This window comes from Sphaerochaeta globosa str. Buddy (genome assembly GCF_000190435.1).
Taxonomy (GTDB): domain Bacteria; phylum Spirochaetota; class Spirochaetia; order Sphaerochaetales; family Sphaerochaetaceae; genus Sphaerochaeta; species Sphaerochaeta globosa.
This window is the reverse complement of record NC_015152.1, coordinates 2,829,827-2,848,879: the sequence shown is the minus strand read 5'-3', so window position 1 is coordinate 2,848,879 and position 19,053 is coordinate 2,829,827. Positions and strand designations below refer to the sequence as shown.

The 19,053-nt window shown below is 41.0% G+C and carries 15 protein-coding genes; 10 read left to right on the top strand and 5 right to left on the bottom strand.

Going from position 1 to position 19,053, the window contains the following annotated elements:
- Window positions 1–87: 87 nt before the first annotated feature.
- A complete protein-coding gene (locus SPIBUDDY_RS13250; protein WP_013608277.1) occupies window positions 88–567 on the bottom strand; it encodes a ferritin family protein in 480 nt (159 codons plus the stop codon).
- A 173-nt stretch (window positions 568–740) separates the two neighbouring features.
- Here SPIBUDDY_RS13250 and SPIBUDDY_RS13245 point away from each other — a divergent pair, with 173 nt between their 5' ends.
- The 3 genes from SPIBUDDY_RS13245 (at window position 741) to dcm (ending at window position 4,121) form a co-directional block, all read left to right on the top strand.
- A complete protein-coding gene (locus SPIBUDDY_RS13245; protein WP_013608276.1) occupies window positions 741–1,865 on the top strand; it encodes an alpha/beta hydrolase in 1,125 nt (374 codons plus the stop codon).
- A 106-nt stretch (window positions 1,866–1,971) separates the two neighbouring features.
- Complete coding sequence (locus tag SPIBUDDY_RS15865) at window positions 1,972–2,703, top strand: HNH endonuclease (protein WP_013608275.1); 732 nt, start codon at window positions 1,972–1,974, stop codon at window positions 2,701–2,703.
- A 209-nt stretch (window positions 2,704–2,912) separates the two neighbouring features.
- A complete protein-coding gene (dcm, locus tag SPIBUDDY_RS13235; RefSeq protein WP_013608274.1) occupies window positions 2,913–4,121 on the top strand; it encodes a DNA (cytosine-5-)-methyltransferase in 1,209 nt (402 codons plus the stop codon).
- 4 nt (window positions 4,122–4,125) lie between these two features.
- On the opposite strand, the gene SPIBUDDY_RS13230 is transcribed toward dcm, so the two are convergent.
- From SPIBUDDY_RS13230 to SPIBUDDY_RS13215, 4 genes are all read right to left on the bottom strand, one after another.
- Window positions 4,126–5,643, bottom strand: coding sequence for a hypothetical protein (locus SPIBUDDY_RS13230; protein WP_013608273.1), 1,518 nt, complete (start codon window positions 5,641–5,643; stop codon window positions 4,126–4,128).
- Window positions 5,644–5,672: 29 nt separating this feature from the next.
- The gene (locus tag SPIBUDDY_RS13225; protein ID WP_013608272.1) at window positions 5,673–7,664 is read right to left on the bottom strand and encodes a DEAD/DEAH box helicase; all 1,992 of its coding nucleotides are present in this window, start codon (window positions 7,662–7,664) and stop codon (window positions 5,673–5,675) included.
- A 4-nt stretch (window positions 7,665–7,668) separates the two neighbouring features.
- Window positions 7,669–8,967, bottom strand: a complete 1,299-nt coding sequence (locus SPIBUDDY_RS13220; RefSeq protein WP_013608271.1) for a hypothetical protein — start codon at window positions 8,965–8,967, stop codon at window positions 7,669–7,671.
- A 169-nt stretch (window positions 8,968–9,136) separates the two neighbouring features.
- Window positions 9,137–10,519 carry a Sau3AI family type II restriction endonuclease gene (locus SPIBUDDY_RS13215; RefSeq protein ID WP_013608270.1) on the bottom strand — a complete coding sequence of 461 codons (1,383 nt, stop codon included), beginning with the start codon at window positions 10,517–10,519 and terminating at the stop codon, window positions 9,137–9,139.
- Window positions 10,520–10,673: 154 nt separating this feature from the next.
- On the opposite strand from SPIBUDDY_RS13215, the gene SPIBUDDY_RS16340 reads away from it, so the two are divergent.
- From SPIBUDDY_RS16340 to SPIBUDDY_RS13180, 7 genes are all read left to right on the top strand, one after another.
- On the top strand, window positions 10,674–11,222 hold the full coding sequence (locus tag SPIBUDDY_RS16340) for a MazG-like family protein (RefSeq protein ID WP_013608269.1): 549 nt from the start codon (window positions 10,674–10,676) through the stop codon (window positions 11,220–11,222).
- A 13-nt stretch (window positions 11,223–11,235) separates the two neighbouring features.
- Entirely contained in the window at window positions 11,236–13,191 is a 1,956-nt protein-coding gene (locus SPIBUDDY_RS13205; RefSeq protein WP_013608268.1) for a DUF2075 domain-containing protein, read from the top strand.
- On the top strand, window positions 13,188–14,096 hold the full coding sequence (locus SPIBUDDY_RS13200; RefSeq protein ID WP_013608267.1) for an HNH endonuclease: 909 nt from the start codon (window positions 13,188–13,190) through the stop codon (window positions 14,094–14,096). The genes SPIBUDDY_RS13205 and SPIBUDDY_RS13200 overlap by 4 nt, the downstream gene beginning before the upstream one ends.
- 308 nt (window positions 14,097–14,404) lie before the next feature.
- Window positions 14,405–15,259, top strand: a complete 855-nt coding sequence (locus SPIBUDDY_RS13195; RefSeq protein ID WP_013608266.1) for a sce7726 family protein — start codon at window positions 14,405–14,407, stop codon at window positions 15,257–15,259.
- A gap of 4 nt (window positions 15,260–15,263) precedes the next feature.
- Window positions 15,264–16,223 carry a sce7725 family protein gene (locus tag SPIBUDDY_RS13190; RefSeq protein WP_013608265.1) on the top strand — a complete coding sequence of 320 codons (960 nt, stop codon included), beginning with the start codon at window positions 15,264–15,266 and terminating at the stop codon, window positions 16,221–16,223.
- Window positions 16,224–16,717: 494 nt separating this feature from the next.
- The gene (locus tag SPIBUDDY_RS16335; protein ID WP_215904713.1) at window positions 16,718–17,314 is read left to right on the top strand and encodes an RES family NAD+ phosphorylase; all 597 of its coding nucleotides are present in this window, start codon (window positions 16,718–16,720) and stop codon (window positions 17,312–17,314) included.
- Window positions 17,315–17,768: 454 nt separating this feature from the next.
- The gene (locus SPIBUDDY_RS13180; protein ID WP_013608263.1) at window positions 17,769–18,257 is read left to right on the top strand and encodes a hypothetical protein; all 489 of its coding nucleotides are present in this window, start codon (window positions 17,769–17,771) and stop codon (window positions 18,255–18,257) included.
- The last annotated feature ends 796 nt before the right edge of the window (window positions 18,258–19,053 follow it).

Below are 19,053 nucleotides of genomic sequence, written 5' to 3'. Positions count from 1 at the left end.
CAGAAAGTATACATGACGCTTCCTTGAGAAACACGTGAATTGATGAATAAATGAATCGGGCATGCCATTCAGCATGCCCAACAATCATTAATACTCTTCCCGTACTCCAAACTCGGCATTCTCAACCCAGCGATGCGGGCGAGTGACAAGTTTGATGATCTCTTCCAGGATTGCATAGTGGCGTTTCTCTTCAGCAAGAATCAGAGCGAGAGCTTTCTTCTCTGCCTCAAATTCGAGGGAGGGAAGTTGTGCTGTATAGAAGTCGATGCTCTTCTTTTCTACAAGCAATGCTTCTTCATAGGCGGGAATCTGGCCATCGATGATAAAGAAGTTTTCAGGATTGAATGCCAAGAAAACCTGCTTTGCTTGTTCAAGAACTGAAGATTTAACGGTTACGAGAGCACTTCTTGCCTGTAATGCCTTGAAGTAACTTTCGTGCTTCTTTTCATCATCAGCAAGCATGTTGAAGATAGTAGCGAAACCCTCGGTTGGAGCCTTCTTAGCTAGCTCTTTATAAAACTGAGCACCTTCTTGCTCGAGCTTGATTGCAACTTCAAACAAATCCATAACGTCCTCCTCGTTTGTCTACAGTATAGGTAGGATATGAGGAGGATGCAAGGGGGAGTTTGCGTATCGAGCTGTATTGCGATAATTCTGTACTAAGAATCAATGCACATGCTATGCAAAATACCTTTGTATTGTTATAAATCAATAATTAGATATCTATTGCGGGAGTAGGCATGAAAAAGCTCATATTTAGTTCTCTTTGTATTATAGTGTTGTTGTCTAGTTGCGCTTCTGTTTCAACAAGAACAACAGAATCCGGAATATATCAGATTCCCTCGTATGACGGCTACTTAATCGAGGGCAAGCTTGCAATGCCGGAAGGCAATACAGCTGATCAGCTGGTCATTTACGTTAATGGATCAGGGCCCAATACGTATGACAACAAGCGTCAGCTTGATGAGCATAAAAAGTTCACCTATTTCGATCTCTTCAGAGAAGAATTTACGAAGCGGGGGAGTGCATTCTTTAGTTACAATACACGAGGAGTTACCACTTCTGATGAACCTCCTTATTTCACTGATGTTGATGATGAGCTCTACAGAAGTTACACACCGCAGGCGAGTGTGAAAGATGTGGTCTCGATGGTTAAATATCTGAAGAAACAGCCTGGACTTAAACATGCAAAAGTAATTCTATTGGGTTGGAGCGAAGGCACGCTTATAGCACCATTAGTCTCACAACAAACCCATATTGACGGCCTTATTCTCTGCGGCTTTATGTACGATGACATGATGACCATTCTTGACTGGCAGCAGACAGGTGGATCAAGCATGGTTTTCTATCGCAACTATTTTGATTACGACAAGAATGGCATTGTATCGCCTGAGGAGTTTGCAGAAGACAGGAACGAAATCGCAAAGTACTTTGGGATCACGTACGACTACATGGATCAGAACAAGGATGGGATTCTCGATGAAGCTGACTTTGCAATTATGCTTGAGCCTTCAAGAACCGAGCTCTATAAAGCGATTGAAGAAGGAAATCGAGAATTCCTAAAAGACAGTTACGGTGTATATCTCACTCCTGAGTGGTTTGCCGGTCACAAGCTGATGCCAACAAACAAGGAGATTCTTCCCCAAGTTGATATCCCAATCCACATTATTCATGGCACATTTGATCAGAATGCTTCTGTCGAGGGTGTCTATGCAATCGAAGCAAAATTCAAGCAACTAGGCAAAGATAATCTTACTGTCTCAGTATTTGAAGGCTACAACCATGACCTTAACTACATTGACTATGTATTAACTGGTGAGATTCCAGAGGGGCTGGAGAAGGTGTTTGAGGCGGTGGGAGAGTGAGGATGCTTGTATTGGGTTCCATCCTTCTCAGTTGTTTGAAGGCAGCTTTAGGGGATTAGACTTGTAAGTTCCCCAGGGTGATGTATTATTGCTTTAGGAATTATCCATGCAACAAGAGTACTTTGAACGATACCTGCTAAATATTCGTGATCTCTCAACAAAATCGATTGAGAACTATAAGCAGGCATTAAGAAAGATTGATTCTGTTTTACAAAGCAATGGATTCAACGAATATGCTTCAATCTACGAAATTGATTCATATGCTGAACTGCAAGACATAGAGCAAATGCTAAAGCGTGATGAAGATTTCTGTGCCTTGGATTCACGAGGAAAGCAGATGTATACTGCTGGCCTGCATAACTATATGAATTTTGTTGAAGGTAAAGAGTTCGAGCGAAAACCTGCCCCCTTAGCACTGATTGATTATCCTGTTATCCCTACAAGAAAACGTACATTAGGGGTAAGAGAAGAAGCTGATAGGGATCGAATTATTGTTAGGCAAGTATTGATTGCTGAGCATTTTCAATGTGAATCAGATTCATCACATAGGACTTTTACTTCAGTTGCTTACAAGATGCCCTACATGGAAGGACATCATTTGATACCCTTAAAACAGCAGGAGAAATTTGAATATAGCCTCGATGTGTACGCAAATATCCTCTCCCTGTGCCCAATTTGCCATCGTTTGCTTCATCATGGAGTCCTAAGTGAAAAGAAACCTGTGTGGAAAAAGCTGTTTGATGAGCGAAAAGAAAGGCTTGAAGAATCGGGTATTAGATTAGGTCCAAAGGAATTCTTGGATCTCATCACCGAGGATGAGAGCAAGCGGCTATTTTAGCAGATGGGCTTGATCAAAAATGTCCTTTTCAGTATGCTACAGCGAATAAGTTGCATTGATTCCCTGTGTCCTTAGGTACGAGAGCAGCTTAACTGATGTGTGGGGAAATTTATAAAATCGCATGCCGGCACGCAAATTTTGCTGGATCGATTCTGCAAATATATGTATACTAATGTTAACATACGTATTTTTAAGAATGGCAGGTAATCATGTCTGATAACTATAATGTAGTGGAACTGTTCGCTGGTGTGGGAGGCTTTCGGGTCGGGCTCGAGGCTAGTGGAGTCTGGAAAGTAGCATTCGCCAATCAGTGGGAACCCGGAAAGAAGAACCAATGGGCTTTTGACTGTTACACCAAACATTTCTCAGAAGGCATTCATTCCAACGCAGATATTGCAAAGGTTGAAGCAAAGGATATTCCAGACCACAGCCTTCTGGTTGGGGGGTTCCCCTGCCAGGACTATTCGGTTGCTGCTACTCTTGCCAAGGGAATTCAAGGCAAGAAAGGAATTCTTTGGTGGGAAATAAGAAGAATTATTGAACAGAAGCAACCAAAGTTTGTTCTGTTGGAGAATGTTGATAGATTAATAAAATCACCGGCTAAGCAACGAGGTAGGGATTTTGCAATTATACTATCTTGTTTAAATGCATTGGGTTATATTGTCGAATGGAGAATCATCAATGCGGCTGATTATGGTTTCCCTCAACGAAGAAGGAGAACTTTTATATTTGCAACCAAACCAAATAAGAAAGCTCGTAAGATGTATGCGTCCCCTTCTTCTGATGTGATTCTTCAGTCAGGGTTCTTTGCTCGAACCTTTCCGGTTGAGTCAGGCTCAATTCAAAAGAGCATCGAAATCCCTAAGGATTTGGTGAGAATCACTGATGAGTTCAGTACGCTCTTTGGAAATGCCGGCTATTGTGTTGACTTCTCAGCTGTTCATCAGACTGTTCTTCCCCAAGAATGTGAAAACGGAATGACACTAGGTGACATCTTAGATACAGATGTTGGTGAATCATTCTATATCAGGGCAGAGGACATGCCCAAATGGGAATACATGAAAGGATCGAAACGGGAGATGAGGAAAACCCGCGAAGGGTTTGAGTACAATTATACAGAAGGCGCAATACCATTTCCTGAATACTTGGATAGGCCAAGTAGGACCATGCTTACTTCAGAATCTACAAAGAATAGATCTACTCATGTGATTCTTGACCCACAGACGAACCGTTTGCGGTTGTTGACTCCACGAGAATGTGAAAAACTGGATGGCTTTGAACCAGATTGGACTGCAACAGGCATGCCTATGAGAACTCGATATTTCTGCATGGGTAATGCTTTAGTCGTAGGATTAATCGAGAGAATGGGAAAAAGCTTGCTTGAGTTTGCCAAGGAATATAAATTGCTAAAGGCTTGAGTTTTCACCCGTTTTTCTTGAGGTATTCAATTAATCGATCAAGTGATTCTGCTGAGAAATATTTTGATAGTGCTTTCTTGGTCGAGTTGATTGAAATACTTTCCTGCAATTGATCTCTCAACTTCCGATTCTGCTCCAAAGCGTTGGAAAGTAGTAAAGTTTGCTTGAGATGTTGATCTTTAAGCAATGAATATTTGCTATTTTGCTTTTCTAATGGTTCAGGGGCTGGACTTTGCTGGAGATGGACAAAAAGAGCATGAGTCCTTTTTTCTTCTTCAAAGGCGGTCAAGACATTTACATCGTTGAATATTTCCGAAGCAGAGGGTGTGCTTGCTTTTTCCTTTTCGCGTAGAGCAACGATTCCTTGTAATTGAACGTAAAGTCTTTCCAAATGAGTGGTAGCAAGTTTAAGAAACTCGAATGGCACATCACCATCCAAATTTGTGACGGTTTCAAGGATGGTCTTCAGTTCTGTATTAAGTTCTTCAATTCTATCGTTCTTGTCATCATTAGTAAGTGCTTTATTTAGAAGTAATTCTTCCATTATAAAGACAGTTTCTAAAAGTATAACAATCTGCTCTGAATAAGCATCTTTACTATCTAGCTCGAGGGAATCGATGGATGTTGAATCATCTTCAAATGCTGGAGACTGATTTACATCAACTCTGACTAAGAAAGTTGGTTGAATTGGTTTCTTGGAATATTCAACAATCAATCGATTTATAGTTTGCTTGTCTTGTAGTGTCTCATTGGTTGAATTTCTTCGCCACGAATATTGAAGAGGCAGTACACCACTTCGGATTTTAGTGAGAAGCGAATAGTCTTCATGCCGCATTGAATATCCTGAGTGAAGGAAATTACCCAATACTTCTTTGAAGTCTTCGAAGTAATCTTTCTTCTCTGCTTCGTTCCAGATGAAAGTGGACTCATCCTGATGTCTGGGATCCCAAGGAAAAGCTAATTTGGTACCTGGCTGGCAAAATAGCAATGAACACTCAAGTAGTTTTGCTATGCTAGAAAAACCAAGCCCCTTTACACGATCATCATAAAGGAAAAATGTGGATTGAGCGTTTCTTTCCATGTATGAAGTATACGAAGCGGGGTAGGATAGGGTGAGAAAAGTTAGAGCACAACGAGTGAGAAATCTTTTATCGACATCTTTTCGCAAGGTGTCGTAGTTTATAGTCCAATATTCATTCCAGAATTGAAAAATTCGAAAATAGTGATAGAAGCCTTCAGCGACTCGTTTCAATTCCTTCTCATCATAAAAATTATACTGTTGAACGATTTTCTCCATAATTGGAGCATTGGGATTATCGAAAACTACTTCGGTAAATGGGACACCTAGCTTTCTCGCAATCTTTGATTTGTTATCAAGATATGCACTGATGAAGAACTCAAGATAAAAAGAATCCCGTTCCCTTTTTGAGGTACCTTTTTGTAGAGAAAATTCAGAAACGCGTTTTTCCCAATAGGGGACTGAATTGAAGGGCTCTATGCTAAAAAAGGTGGTTGTTTCCATGATGTTGGTATTCTTTTCTCCTTCAAGTATTACCCCTTTGCAGTCAAATCCTCAATTATTTCAGTAATAGAGGATTGTTGGAGAATAGGGGGTAGTTCATTTTCAATTGCTTGATTCATCCTCACTTCTTTCATGATGACACGACTGTAGACTCGTTCATCAATCGTATTATTTGCCTGAATATAGTAATAAAAGGTTTTAATTTCTGGAGAGAGGCCCAATCGGTGTATCCTATCTTTCGATTGGATGTAATGAACTGCGTTGTAACTCATATCCAAGTAGATGGCATGATGACAGCAAGTATGGAGTGAAATTGATTCGGACACCGCACTTGGATTTGCAATTACTACAGGGAGCGCATCTGAGTGTTTAAACTCTTCAATAATCTCTGCTCTAAAATTTTTAGTTTGCCCGTTAAGTAGTTCTACAGAAAGTCCAAGTTCCTTTTGTATGAGATTGCGCAAGTCTTGCATTGTCTGCACGAAGATGGTCCAAACGATTACCTTATTACCTTGTTTTACCAAATCAGAAATTAGATTGAGCACTGTTCTCAGCTTTGTTGAAACTCCAATTTCTTCAATCAGATTTGAAATCTGATTCTTGGATGCTTGAGAGGCCATTAGGACCAGGGGATCGTAAATCATTGGATTGAAAGAGTCTTTATCATCACTCTCTTCAGTGTCATCGGGAACAGAGTTGTTGAAAAGTAACTCAAAACTAATCCTATTTAAGGGTTTTTTCAGTAACTTTGGATTGGTTGTCACTTGCATAAGTCTAATCACTTTTGCACGTAGTAAGCGAATAGACGTAAGATCATTTGGATCAATATTGATTTTTGCTTGATTGACTAGGTCATACAATTTTTGTTCGGTTTCAGAAAGTCTAACCGTTTTTATAACAGGTAACTCTGGCGGGGGCAGCTGTAGCATTTGTTTTGTGATTCTTACAAAGTAAGGGGAGATATTTTGTTGTAAAACCTCTATCGTCGGTTTTGCGTAAAGCGAGTTTTGTCCTGCCTTGGATAGGTTTTTCAGCTGGTCATAGGTAAAACCTATTGTTTTATGGTCTGGCCAAAGAAATGAAAACTGCGTATATAAGTCCTCATACCCATTGGGCATTGGAGTACCGGTTAATAACATTTTTGCGTTAGGTATATCCCCAAATTTTCTGATAGCGATGGATGTTTGCGAGAGGGGATTTTTCATTCGATGCACTTCGTCTATCACAAGCATTGTCTTGTTACGTTCAAGGAATATTTTAAATGAATCTGCGTTTCTTCTCACTTTTTCATAGTTAACCACGGTAATTTCATTCGTAAGCATACTTCTGCAATATGTATTGATTTGATCAGGTGTGAATTTATCAAGGACTACTACACTTAGTTCGCGTTTGCTTCCGAAGCATTGCACGAATTCTTCTTTCCACGGTTGAAAGGAACTGATTGGGCCGATTACCAAGACTTTATCAACATGTTCTGACTCGGTCTCTGGAAGGCTGTTAAGGTACGCAAACGATGCATAGGCGATGGATGTCTTTCCTGAACCGGGAACTGAAAAATTACATGACATAATGGCTTTTACGGCAAAAAAAGCAGCCCTATACTGGTATTCCCGTAATGTTCTAGTCATTAATCTGTCAATAGAATGCTTGAACGATTGATACTCTATCCCTAGAAAATTGTCCCTTGCTAAGATTGCTGCTTCTCTACAAGTATCATAATCATTCTTTTTAGACTTAAGTTGCTCCACCAATTTGTGAGTTTGTAACGTCAATGGTTCAAAAATGATGTTTTGACGTTGACATAATCCATATATAGCAATCAGGAGATCTTTCGATTGATCAGTAGAATTAGTTGTTACAGAAAAATTATCACTGGATTGAAAATTGTTCCTATACACAACAGATTTTGCAATCAAAGATTGCAAGGTTCTAAAAAAGATAGTTTGCTCTCTAATATCTGGACTAATTTGAATTGTTAGCTCAGTGCCTTCAATTCCAAAGGACAAAGTCGGTTTTTTCATTCCCTTATGAACCTGCCATTTCTTTCTGTATCATAGTCAGATTCTCGATAGTCTCAGCAATTGCTTTCTTCACTTCTTTGTTTTTTGAGTATTGGGCAATCAACAAATCATGATAAGTATCGAATAGATTTTTAGTGCTGTCTCGGATTGTTTCCACAATAACAAGAACTTTATCATCCTCGTTGTCAATTTTGACTTCTCTAATTGCTTTATCCAAATTGGTTCTCATCTCTTTTGAATAAGTATTCTGGAGAGTTTTCTCTATGTCATTGGTCGAGGATTCAAAATCATCAGTTGCAAGCTCAGTTTTAAGTGCTTGTACGGTAGGGGCGATTCTTTTATGCACTTTTTCCATGTGTTTTTCGAAAAAGTCTTCCCAAATAGCTTTTCTGCCAAAAATACCGTCAGCTGTTTTAGCATTTGGTTTTCCAATAATTTCACGAACGATTTTATGATCGTTGGTAGGTTTTATTCTGATTGTATCAAAAACGATAAGCTTCAGCTGTTCAATTTCTTCCGGATTTATCGTCCTAGAGAGATTTGCTGAATGGGAACCCTTCTCTAATCTGGATACAGCTGAATGTAATTGTAAGATTGGATCCTCAACCCCTTCGAGTAAATCATAGTATTCTGGATACCCAATGAACTCCAGATACTCCTTGAATAGTTGATATATTTGTTGGTACTTCTCGATGTCCTTTATCGTTAGGTTCATCATTTTAGCAATGGCTTCAGGAGTATAAGTATACTCATTGAGTAACTCATCGACACGAAGGTATTTCTCAATGGCGTTGTAGCCTTCTTTCTCATCTGTACCTAATTGTACCTCAGTTTCAAGTCGTACCAGCTCACGCTCATCAATGTCTTCAGTGAGGATTACTGCCTCAAAATATTCAAATTGGGTGGGATATATCTCGTGCAGTTTCGAAAGAACCATGAAACGGCGGTTCCCATCAATTATCTGACCATCTCTTGTTACAATTCCCGATTGCTGTTGCCCTTTCTCACGGATGTCATCCATGGTCTGCTTATTTTTTGGTTCATTAGATTTCCAAAGAAAGTCGTTGATGATTTGCATGTCTGACGAAATCTCTGAATTAAGCTTTCTCCCATGAATTGCTTCATATGTCTTGAACTTCGATTTGAATCGTCCGTTGTAGGAGTTGTAGATAAGACAATCTAAAGGGATTTGATAGACATTGAAGTCTCTGGATTTATTGCGTAGTGTGAGATGAATTCCTGTCTTTATTGGGGTGGTTTTTAAAACTTCTTGAATCTTTCGCTCGCGGGCACTTTTATCCATATCAACCTCATAAAAATATATCGCTATGAGTATACTCCAAAATATCTAATCATGCTAATATTATCTATATACAATCTAGACGCGCATTCATGACGTATTTTCAGATGAGGATGAAGTTTCTAATATCATTGCAGTTGAGCGGTGATACCTGGAGAAATATTCAAATAGATTAATTATTGTTCAAAATTTCCATGATGTAATTTCGATTAAGCCAAAAGCTTTTCTTTTTCTCATAGGTTCCTTGTGGTGTTCTCATTACATCAGAAGAGTCTGTTGCATGAGGCCGCACATGAGCGATTTTCCTATCGCTAGATTTGACAAAATTCTCATAATTCCCACTGGAAATTTTCTGTTGAGCATCCAACCACACTTGCTTTACTACTTGAAGGTCTGTTTCGGGCATATTCCAGAATAGAACCCGGTCGAGAATGTAGGGATCCTCTGGGTGATCATGCTTGAAAACTATAAAAAAGAATTTGCTGGTAAGTTCTACATAAAAATCACTATCTTCCCATTCTTGATCAATTATCTCCTCGTACCGGATTTGCTTGAACGACATTGATTCTTTGCATTTGCCATTAGGTTCAATTCTGATGGTTTTAATCTGTATATCAGCAGCCTCGAACTCGTATATCTGTTGAGTATCCTCTGCTCCAAGTATTCGTTTAGTCACCATTGCATAAAAATTTTTTGACTTCAGCTTAAAAGGGATTTTTAGAAGAGTGCAAATCATAAGTACATTCATACCTATGTAGGGCAAGAACTTATTTTTAACGATTTGCTCCAGTTCGTTACCAGGGGAGTTGAGCATGTGGATGTATGAGACGAAACGGTCCTTTTTTCGGTCCAATAGTATTTGATAGATATGATTGACATACTGAATCTTAAAACAGAAGGCGCGAGCGTGGGCGAGCAAAGGAGAATATGGTTGCATTCTTTGTGCAGTTTCTTTTGTTGCTCCTTTGGTACATGCTCCAAGGTAAAGTGTATCTCCCTCAGAGATTTCGTGGGCACGGCCCTCCTGTACTTTATTAACTATATATTCCCAGTCCTTCCTAATCTGGTACTCATCCTCCTGGATACAGTTCCATATATCTACTAGCGGGATGCCGAGATTGCAGTACTCTTTGAGAGGATCATGGAAATAGAAAACCAATAAGATGTCTATGTTCTTTGCGATAAAATGAGATGTGTCAAAATTCTCATGTACGATAGTCATAAAATCCATGAGTCCAAGCACAATTCTTTCTTTTGCCCTTACTTCCCCATTCGAAAGTTTCTTGAGCGGAGCAGTCTTAAGTTCCAATCCAGCTTCTTCAAAGTCAGCTTTGGACAATGAATTATTACGTTTGCCAAAATAGACCTCCTCAAGATACTGACCAAAGCCTCCTTTACCTGAATATTCTTTATCCCACTCAATCGAGGCCTCTCCTATGGGCATCCCCCCATACATTGCGTTTGTATCAAGTGCTTCTGCAACGCAAGAATCTTCAAGCATACGGGCAAAATCACAAATTGATTCCTTCGAATTTGCATCATAGAGGTAAGGCATCAGTTCATTCCTTATTGATAAGCATAGTTATAATATCACATATGAAGTTATACCGTGTTCTATACATATTGCAACCTTTTGTATTCAGAAAGCTATTTTTCTATACCTCTATAGTTTTTAGAGTATGGTATGATAGGTCATAAAGGACACCCGCATGACTACCACCTATACCCGCATTCTAGATATCCGGAAACAACTCCAGCTCTCTCCATCCGAGATGGCAGAGAAACTAGGACTCTCCGAACAAGACTACTTGATCGGCATTGAGTTTCCCTCTGCTTCCTTGATTGAACAACTCTGTTCTGTTTTTGGTCTTTCTCATCAGTACCTTACCGAGGGAGTTGGTCCTATGTTTACTGAACGGCCGCTTCCCATTGCTGAAATCCTTGCTTTTAGGGATGCTCGCAACTGGAAACAGTTTCACACTCCAAAGGACCTCTCAATTTCCTTGAGCCTTGAGGCTGCTGAGCTGCTTGAATGTTTTCAGTGGTCGGGAAGTGATGTAGAAGCAAAGAGTAAGCAGGCTCAGATGGAAGAGGAGCTTGCAGATATCCTTATCTATAGCGTTCTGTTTGCAGATGCCATTGGTGTTGATATTCCTACCATCATACATAACAAGCTCAAGAAGAACGGTGAGAAGTACGCCGTAGCCAAAGCCTTCGGGAATGCAAAGAAGTACACTGAATTCTCAGAGACCGATTAGCCTGGAGGCTTGAATGCTTGTATATGCAGGAGACAAACAGCAGTTTCTTCACGATGTTCGGACCAATGCCATCGACCGAAAGATTGAGGATTTGATGGCAGTGAAGCTGCATAAGCATGTAGGGAGCAGTGAAAAGCAGTCGTGGATTAATTCGCTTACCCATATGCAGAATATTCTGCTTGACCCTGAAATTCCTCAGGACTCAGGAGTAGCCATCGAGTTTGCCATCCCTAATACCTCTAAGCGAGTCGACTTCATCCTTAGCGGTCTTGATGAACACAACCGCCATAGTGCTGTAATAATTGAATTAAAGCAGTGGAGCGAGGTGTTTCCTCTTGAAGCTGTTGACCAGCTGTTGCTTACCGAGGATGAACCAGAGATCAAGCATGTGAAAACTTACCTTGGAGGAGGCAAACACAAGGCTGTGCATCCCTCCTACCAAGCTTGGTCCTATCGAGCTTTCATTTCTGATTACAACTCCAGCGTTGAAGATGTTCCTATTACCTTGCAGAGCTGTGCATACCTGCACAATTACTACAGTAAAGCAAAGAATGATCCTTTGTTTATGCCATATTTCAAGGAAATTCTTGAAGAATCGCCATTGTTCTGCCGCTCCGATTCTGAACTTCTCTGTACCTTTATTAAAAAGTACATCCGCAAGGGCGATGCCAAGCAGACTCTCTTCTATATTGAGAATGGAACGATTAGGCCTTCCAAGAGCCTACAGGACTCCTTGGCAGCAATGCTTCGGGGCAAGCGGGAATTTGTTCTCATCGATGAGCAGAAGATTGTCTATGAGCAGATACTCTCCCTCTCCCGCAGGTCCTACTCTGATGGAAAGAAACGTGTTTTCTTAGTCAAAGGCGGACCGGGAACAGGCAAGACGGTTGTTGCTATTAACCTGCTGGTCCAGTTAAGTAATGAAGGTCAGGTATGTGCCTATGTGACCAAAAACAGTGCTCCACGCAATGTATTTGAACAACGATTGAAGGATGGGAAGTTCAAGAGAAAGAACATTTCCAGTCTTTTCAAGAGTTCTTCTGGTTTCATTGATTCTGAGTCCAATGACTTTGGTACGCTCATTGTCGATGAGGCACATCGCTTGAATAAGAGAACCCAACTTGGCCCGAAGATAACTGGTGAGGACCAGATCAAGGAAATCATGCATGCTGCTGCCTGCAGCGTATTCTTTCTAGACGAAGATCAACGGGTAACCGCCCAGGATTATGGTGATAGGGAGCGAATCCTTTATTGGGCAAAGCAGTTTGGAGCAGAGGTGCAGGAAGGGGAGCTGGTCTCACAATTCCGTTGCAATGGATCCGATGGCTACCTGTCTTGGCTTGATTATGTTCTGGGAATCCAGAGGGAAACAGCCAATCCAACACTGGTAGGTATTGAGTACGATTTTAGAGTATTGGATGACCCGGCTGAGCTCAGAAGGCTCATTGAAGAAAGGAATGCACCAGACAATAAAGCACGCCTGGTTGCCGGCTACTGCTGGGAGTGGATTAGTAAAAATGGAGCTAATACTGAGAATGACATTGTTCTCGGTGACTTTGCCATGCGTTGGAATCTCAGCAGTGACCCGACCTTTGCCATATCCAAGAGTTCCATCGACCAAGTTGGATGCATTCATACCACTCAGGGTTTGGAATTTTCGTATGTCGGTGTGATAATCGGGGATGACCTGCGCTTTGAAAATGGGAAGGTCATCACCGATTTTTCCAGGCGAGCAAAGAGTGACAAGTCCCTGCATGGTTTAATTGGTAAAGTGAAAAAGGGCGACTTACAGGCAGCGAAGGATGTGGACATCATCATCCGCAATACCTATAGAACTTTAATGAGCCGGGGGATGAAAGGCTGTTATGTGTATTGCACTGATAAAGTATTGGCACAATTCCTGAGGAGCAGGATTACAGGGTATGCATTTGAAGACGACGAAATGCTGGCAGCGGAGGAAACGCGATGAGAGCATTCGTTGGGGTAACTGATTATGATTGGTATCAGAGACTTTCAGCTCAAGCATACGATGAGGTGAACTTCTGGAAGCCGGGTGGGAGTACCAATTTCAAGGCGCTCGAACCAGGAGAACTTTTCTTATTCAAACTCCATGCACCGTTGAATTACATTGTCGGCGGCGCTTACTTTGTCCGGTTCTATATCTTGCCCAGCTTTCTAGCCTGGGAAGCTTTTGGGGAGAAGAATGGAACACAGAGCTTTGAGTCGTTGGAGAGTCGAATTGCAAAATATCGTACGACCAATGATCCCAATCCCCAGATAGGGTGCATCATCCTTAGCTCTCCCTTCTTCTTTGCTGAGTCCGATTGGATACCAGCTCCCTCTGATTGGGGCAAGAGCATTGTACAAGGCAAAACGTATTATTCTGATACCCCGACGGGTAAAGCTTTGTTTGATGCGGTGTATGAACGGATCGGCATGCCTTTTGGACGGAATTATTTTGAGCAGGTAGACGGTGTCAGAGAAGGTTTGACTCTGACAAAATACCGAATCGGACAAGGAACTTTTCGTGTCATGGTTACCGAAGCCTACCATAGAAGGTGTGCAATCAGCGGAGAGAAGACCCTTCCTGTTCTTGATGCAGCCCACATCATACCTTTCAATGAAGAGGGAAGTTATTCTGTTCGAAATGGCCTTCTGCTCAGAAAGGATATTCATACGCTGTATGACAAAGGATACCTGACTGTAACTCCGTCATATCATGTCGAGGTAAGTCCTCGTCTTAAACAGGACTACGGCAATGGAAAAATCTATTATGCTTACCATGGTCAGGAACTGCCAAACCTACCTAATGCTCCTCAGGAGAGACCTTCTGGAGAGTACCTCATGTGGCATGCGGAGCATGTGTATCACTAGAACAAACAAAGACCTAGTACAGTGGTAGAGTAGGTAAATAGATCAACATTGAGATTTTCTGAATTCTTACCAAACTTACAGAAGTATGATATTTACTCGAGCAAAACATGCATGGGAGAACTCTTTTTTTTTAGTTTAGGCTCCATCACCTAAGACTGAACCTTGTTGGAGATGATTCTTCTGAAGCAAAACAGAAACTGATGTTCCTTAGACTTACGGGTAGCAAATGGCGCAAGTCTCTAGAATCGTTGCATATCAGGACCGGATGTGCGAAGATGGTTTGGTAGGGTATAGAGGGATAATTTCAGATGAAAAATAGCAGTCAATTATTCAATAAACTCTTTACACAGAAAGTGTTCGGTGAGTTAGTGAATAAGAGAACTCATCCCATTTTTCACGAGATAGTTGAGGACAATCTGGATAATCCTAATCTCCATAGCAATGGCGAGATTGTGAGTACCCTCTATACACTAATGGCAAAATCGTACCGTAACGAATACTTCTATCAGAACACCCTGCTTAATAGTCTGCTGCTAGGAAAGCACAGCGTACGTACTACGACTGCATTAAGCCAAGTTCCGATCGGAAAGGCAGTAGCTGATTTCCTCCTCATCAACGGGAAAGCCGTAGTGTATGAAATAAAATCTGATTTGGACAACTTCGACCGATTGGAAAGTCAGATCCAAGCTTACTATCAAGCGTTCGACCACGTCTGTGTTGTAGCCCCTGAGTCGTCGTTTCCCAAGTTGCAAGCAATGTTTAGTGAAGGTCCTGTTGGCATCTATACACTGACAAAGCGCAATACTATCAGTGCAACCTACAAGAAAGAACCTATTGTTGATAGAAGCAAACTTTCTCATCAATCATTGTTCAAGCTTCTTAGAAAGAGAGAATACGAGCATATCGTGTACTCCTATTATAGCTTCCTGCCTAAAGCGACTCCTGTGTTCTGGTATGAAGCGTGTGAATCGTTGTTTTCAAAGATTCCAATGGATCAAGCCTATCCCATGGTGCTGAATACGCTGAAACAGCGGGTATCTGCAAAGCAAGAACACCTGATTGATGTCCCATATCCCTTGCGCTCTCTTGCCTATTTTTCCAAGGAATCAGGCGCAAATCCTGCATCCTTGCAATCCTTTCTGACACAGCAATACGGGAGGTAAACGTATGTATTTCCCTTATATACGAGGCCGACAATTTGATTTATTGGCGTTACGTGAACTGGTGGGAAAAAACCTTTTACATGAACAGATTATCCCGGTGATTGAGCCAGTCAATCTGTCCTCAACCTTGATATCCACAATCGCCCAGTTCAATACAATGAAACATACGCTTGCAGTAATCCGAAACCCTGAAGTGGGCTCTTTTTTGGAAGAATTTGGAAGTCTCGACGGAGCAATCGGGAATGCTTCGAAAAAACAGGATTTCATTGCATCAATTCAGCAGCCTACAGTGTTGCAAGCGCTTATTATGAACAACGAAACGCCTAGAATTCTTTCTGAATTAGCAGTATTAGGCATCCAGAAGCAAGATTTAGTAGTCGTCCTTAGCGATCGGGACATGCTCAAACCATATCAGAACTTGTTTGCATCAGCTGCGCCCCGCTATACTGTAATACCCGATGAAGGAACATTTAGGCGCAATATTGCTACAAATAAAGTCTTGCTTACAGACTGCTTTCAACGGCAGGAGCGTAATGCTGATTACTCTCATAAAGAAGACGAACCCTTTTCTGATACGTATCAATACTACGCAGATGAAGGGTATGTCGGATTCGGTGACTACTCCATAATTGGAGATGACTATAATGCCTCGGGCTTTGCTCCTTACGCAGTTGCCATCCATCTTGTGTATCCAGCAAAGGATAATAGCCTGAGAGTCAGGCATTTTGTTTCCGATTCCAATGAAGACATCAGCAATCCTGCCCAAAAATTCTACCAAGCCTTGAGAAAATTGGTTCGTTGGTATGAGGAAGAGAGAGCAGTACCTCTGACAATGGGACTGAAGACGTTACTCAATCATTTTAAGGATGAAACGTATCCTGGACTCGGAAGCTTGAAAAAGCTCACCATCATGCACCATCTCGAACTGATGGGCAAATTGCTTGATGGGGGATTGTTTGTATGAAATGTTGCGTCCATTGTTTTAAGGATTCTGAAATCATTGCGGTTATTGAAGCAACTCAAAATATTGGGACCTGTGACTTTTGTGGGCATGAGCACACTGCCATATATGAAATTTCCGCCAACACAATCCTAACAGAACTGTTTGAAGGATTTCTTGACATCTATTCGGTGGTTGATGAATTGCCCCCTGGGTATCCAGATGAACGAAAAGCTCTATTACGTGATTGCCTGTTTCAAGATTGGGGCATCTTTGCCGTGGACGCAGAATGTATCCAAAAACTCATACTTGCCCTATGCCACGACAAATATGTCGCCCAACCCAAGCTTTTTGAATCACCAGTTGGAATTGCAGAATATTGTAATCCCACATATTTGGAGAAGAATGCCATTCTTAAGACTTATAGTTGGCAGACTTTTGTTGAGGACATCAAGCGAAACAATAGATTTCATACCAAGTATGTGAACAAAGACATATTGAAACTGTTCATACATTGTGTGAGAAAAACATATGAGCCTAGGCAGGTTTTTTACCGGGCAAGAATTTGCACGAGTATAGCCGGGTACAAGACAAAGGAAATGGGCGCTCCCCCATTCGAGCGTGCAACTGCAGGCCGGGCGAATCCTGAAGGTGTTCAGGTTCTCTATGTATCAAATTCCGAGAAGACGACACTGCACGAGATTCGTGCGGGTATGTTTGACTACGTCTCCATCGGAGCTTTTGCATTGCTCAAGCAAATCGAAGTCATCAATCTCGCTGAAATTGATGTAATCAGCCCATTTATAGCTAATTCTTTATTTGGAATTGACTATGTACAGTATGCAGTCAATCTTGAGGTGCTACGGAAAATGAGAGCTGAGATTGCAAAACCGCTTCGTCGGCACGATAGCTCCTTGGATTATCTGCCTACACAATACATCAGCGATTTCATCAAGAGTCTTGGGTTCGATGGAATAGAATACACCAGTACCATGAGTGAAGAGGGAAGGAATCTTGCAGTTTTCAAGGAGTCAGTATTCCGTTGCACCAAAACCAAAGTTCTCGACATCAAAGCAATCGAATATGCATACGATGTACTAGGTAAAAGAGCGTGAGTATTACCCTTACTTCAATAATGAAGCGTTCTCGCTTCCCGCGAATTATTGTCGTAATGAAGATTCCCAAGCACAATATTCCTGCTTGTTCTTCTCTGAAGTAAATCTGTATTTCCAAGGTTGAACCCTTCACTTAAAATCTTGAATCATAGAGAGCATCCCCGATGTAACATCAATACAAGGCCAAATAAGGTAACTATTGATGACTATGATCAGATGCTAAATCTTTACAATTACAATTGTTGGACCTATGCTGTCCTTGATATGGAATATTTTTTATTGTTGAATTACAGTAAAAAAAATCCGTTGCTAACCATAACTCGACCGAAACCATCTCGCTAATTTACTTGCAGAGTGTACCACCCAGAACATTGTATATGTGTGAAACCTAGCAAAGCAAAACGCTTTGAAATTTTATATGGTTTTAATCCGTATCGTTACATCTGGAGGGTTTATGAACAAAAAAGTATTATATGTTCTTTTACTGGTTGCATTAATGGATATGCTTCTTGGTGGATGTGAGAATGAAAACAACTCGTATATTTATCAATCCGCAGATAAGGCCGTCACCATAGTATCAGCAAATCCAATCCCTGAAGATATGAAAGATGGCTTCACTTTCAATGTTTCCATCGATCTTCCAACGAATATTTCGGTGTATTATGTCTGGATTTATCCCGATGTTTGGTCCTCGAATTCGGGAGAAATTCCAGTAGATGCTGATGAAGTTGGTATATGGTATAAACCAAGTGGGAGACTACCACCAACAGCTTCAAATATTATACGGGGTGGTTGGATTTATTATATACACAGTAATCAAGCTGTTTATGCTCAAAAAGGTATGGTATCCACTTGGACCCTCACTGTCAGTTATAAAAATGAAGCAGGAAAGTTTGTTGATGTGGTTAATGAAAATTTTACGTATCTGGTTCAAATAAAGTAAATTTAGAATAGAAGCGCTCCTGTTACCTCATCACTCTGAGAAGCATGTGCTTCGCTGTCCCCTGGATCAGTGGCCTAAGTATGCTGCGTGCTACCGACCCAATTTCCGCCCTATACAGTCGCTACAGGACAAAAATCCATCCCAAGGGATTCTGGTTTGAAAAGGAATACCATGCCTCTGACCCCGGGGTGAAGCAGGTTCCGGTTACGGTGCCAAGGCATGATTGAAATCCTGTATGAATGACATTTTATGTTGAGCCAACGCTGATACCTTTGAAGTTTTCGCAGACCTCCCGCTTAATACAAGATACTAAACAGGAGGTTTGCTATTTTTTCATGGATAAACCCGGCTGTTGATGTGAGGTTTATACCCTTACAGTGTTCTTTCGAATAGTCAAAACAGCTCTTCAGTAAAATCGCACGTTTATGGGATTGAAACTTTTGCTTGATGCATTCGTAAATTCTCGAGGCTATGCATGGTAATACCAATGGGGACTTTACATAATGAATCCAAAGCAAGCATTCAAATTCATGCAGGTATTCCTTGCATCGTTATGTAATGAAATCTGGTCAAGTCTCCTTATATAGTTTAGTAAAATTGAAATCCAATCCTTCAATGCTGTTGGAGTAGTACAATCTGTTGTCTTTACTCTGAATTACTTTAGCCTTGTAAAGTCAGGGATTCTCTTGAAAAGTACGAAGTCGTAAAATGTATTAAAATTTTTATTGACTTGTATACAATCTTGTATAAAATGGAAGTCGGGTACTTTTCCAGTGGTGTGGAAAGAGAGTGCCTT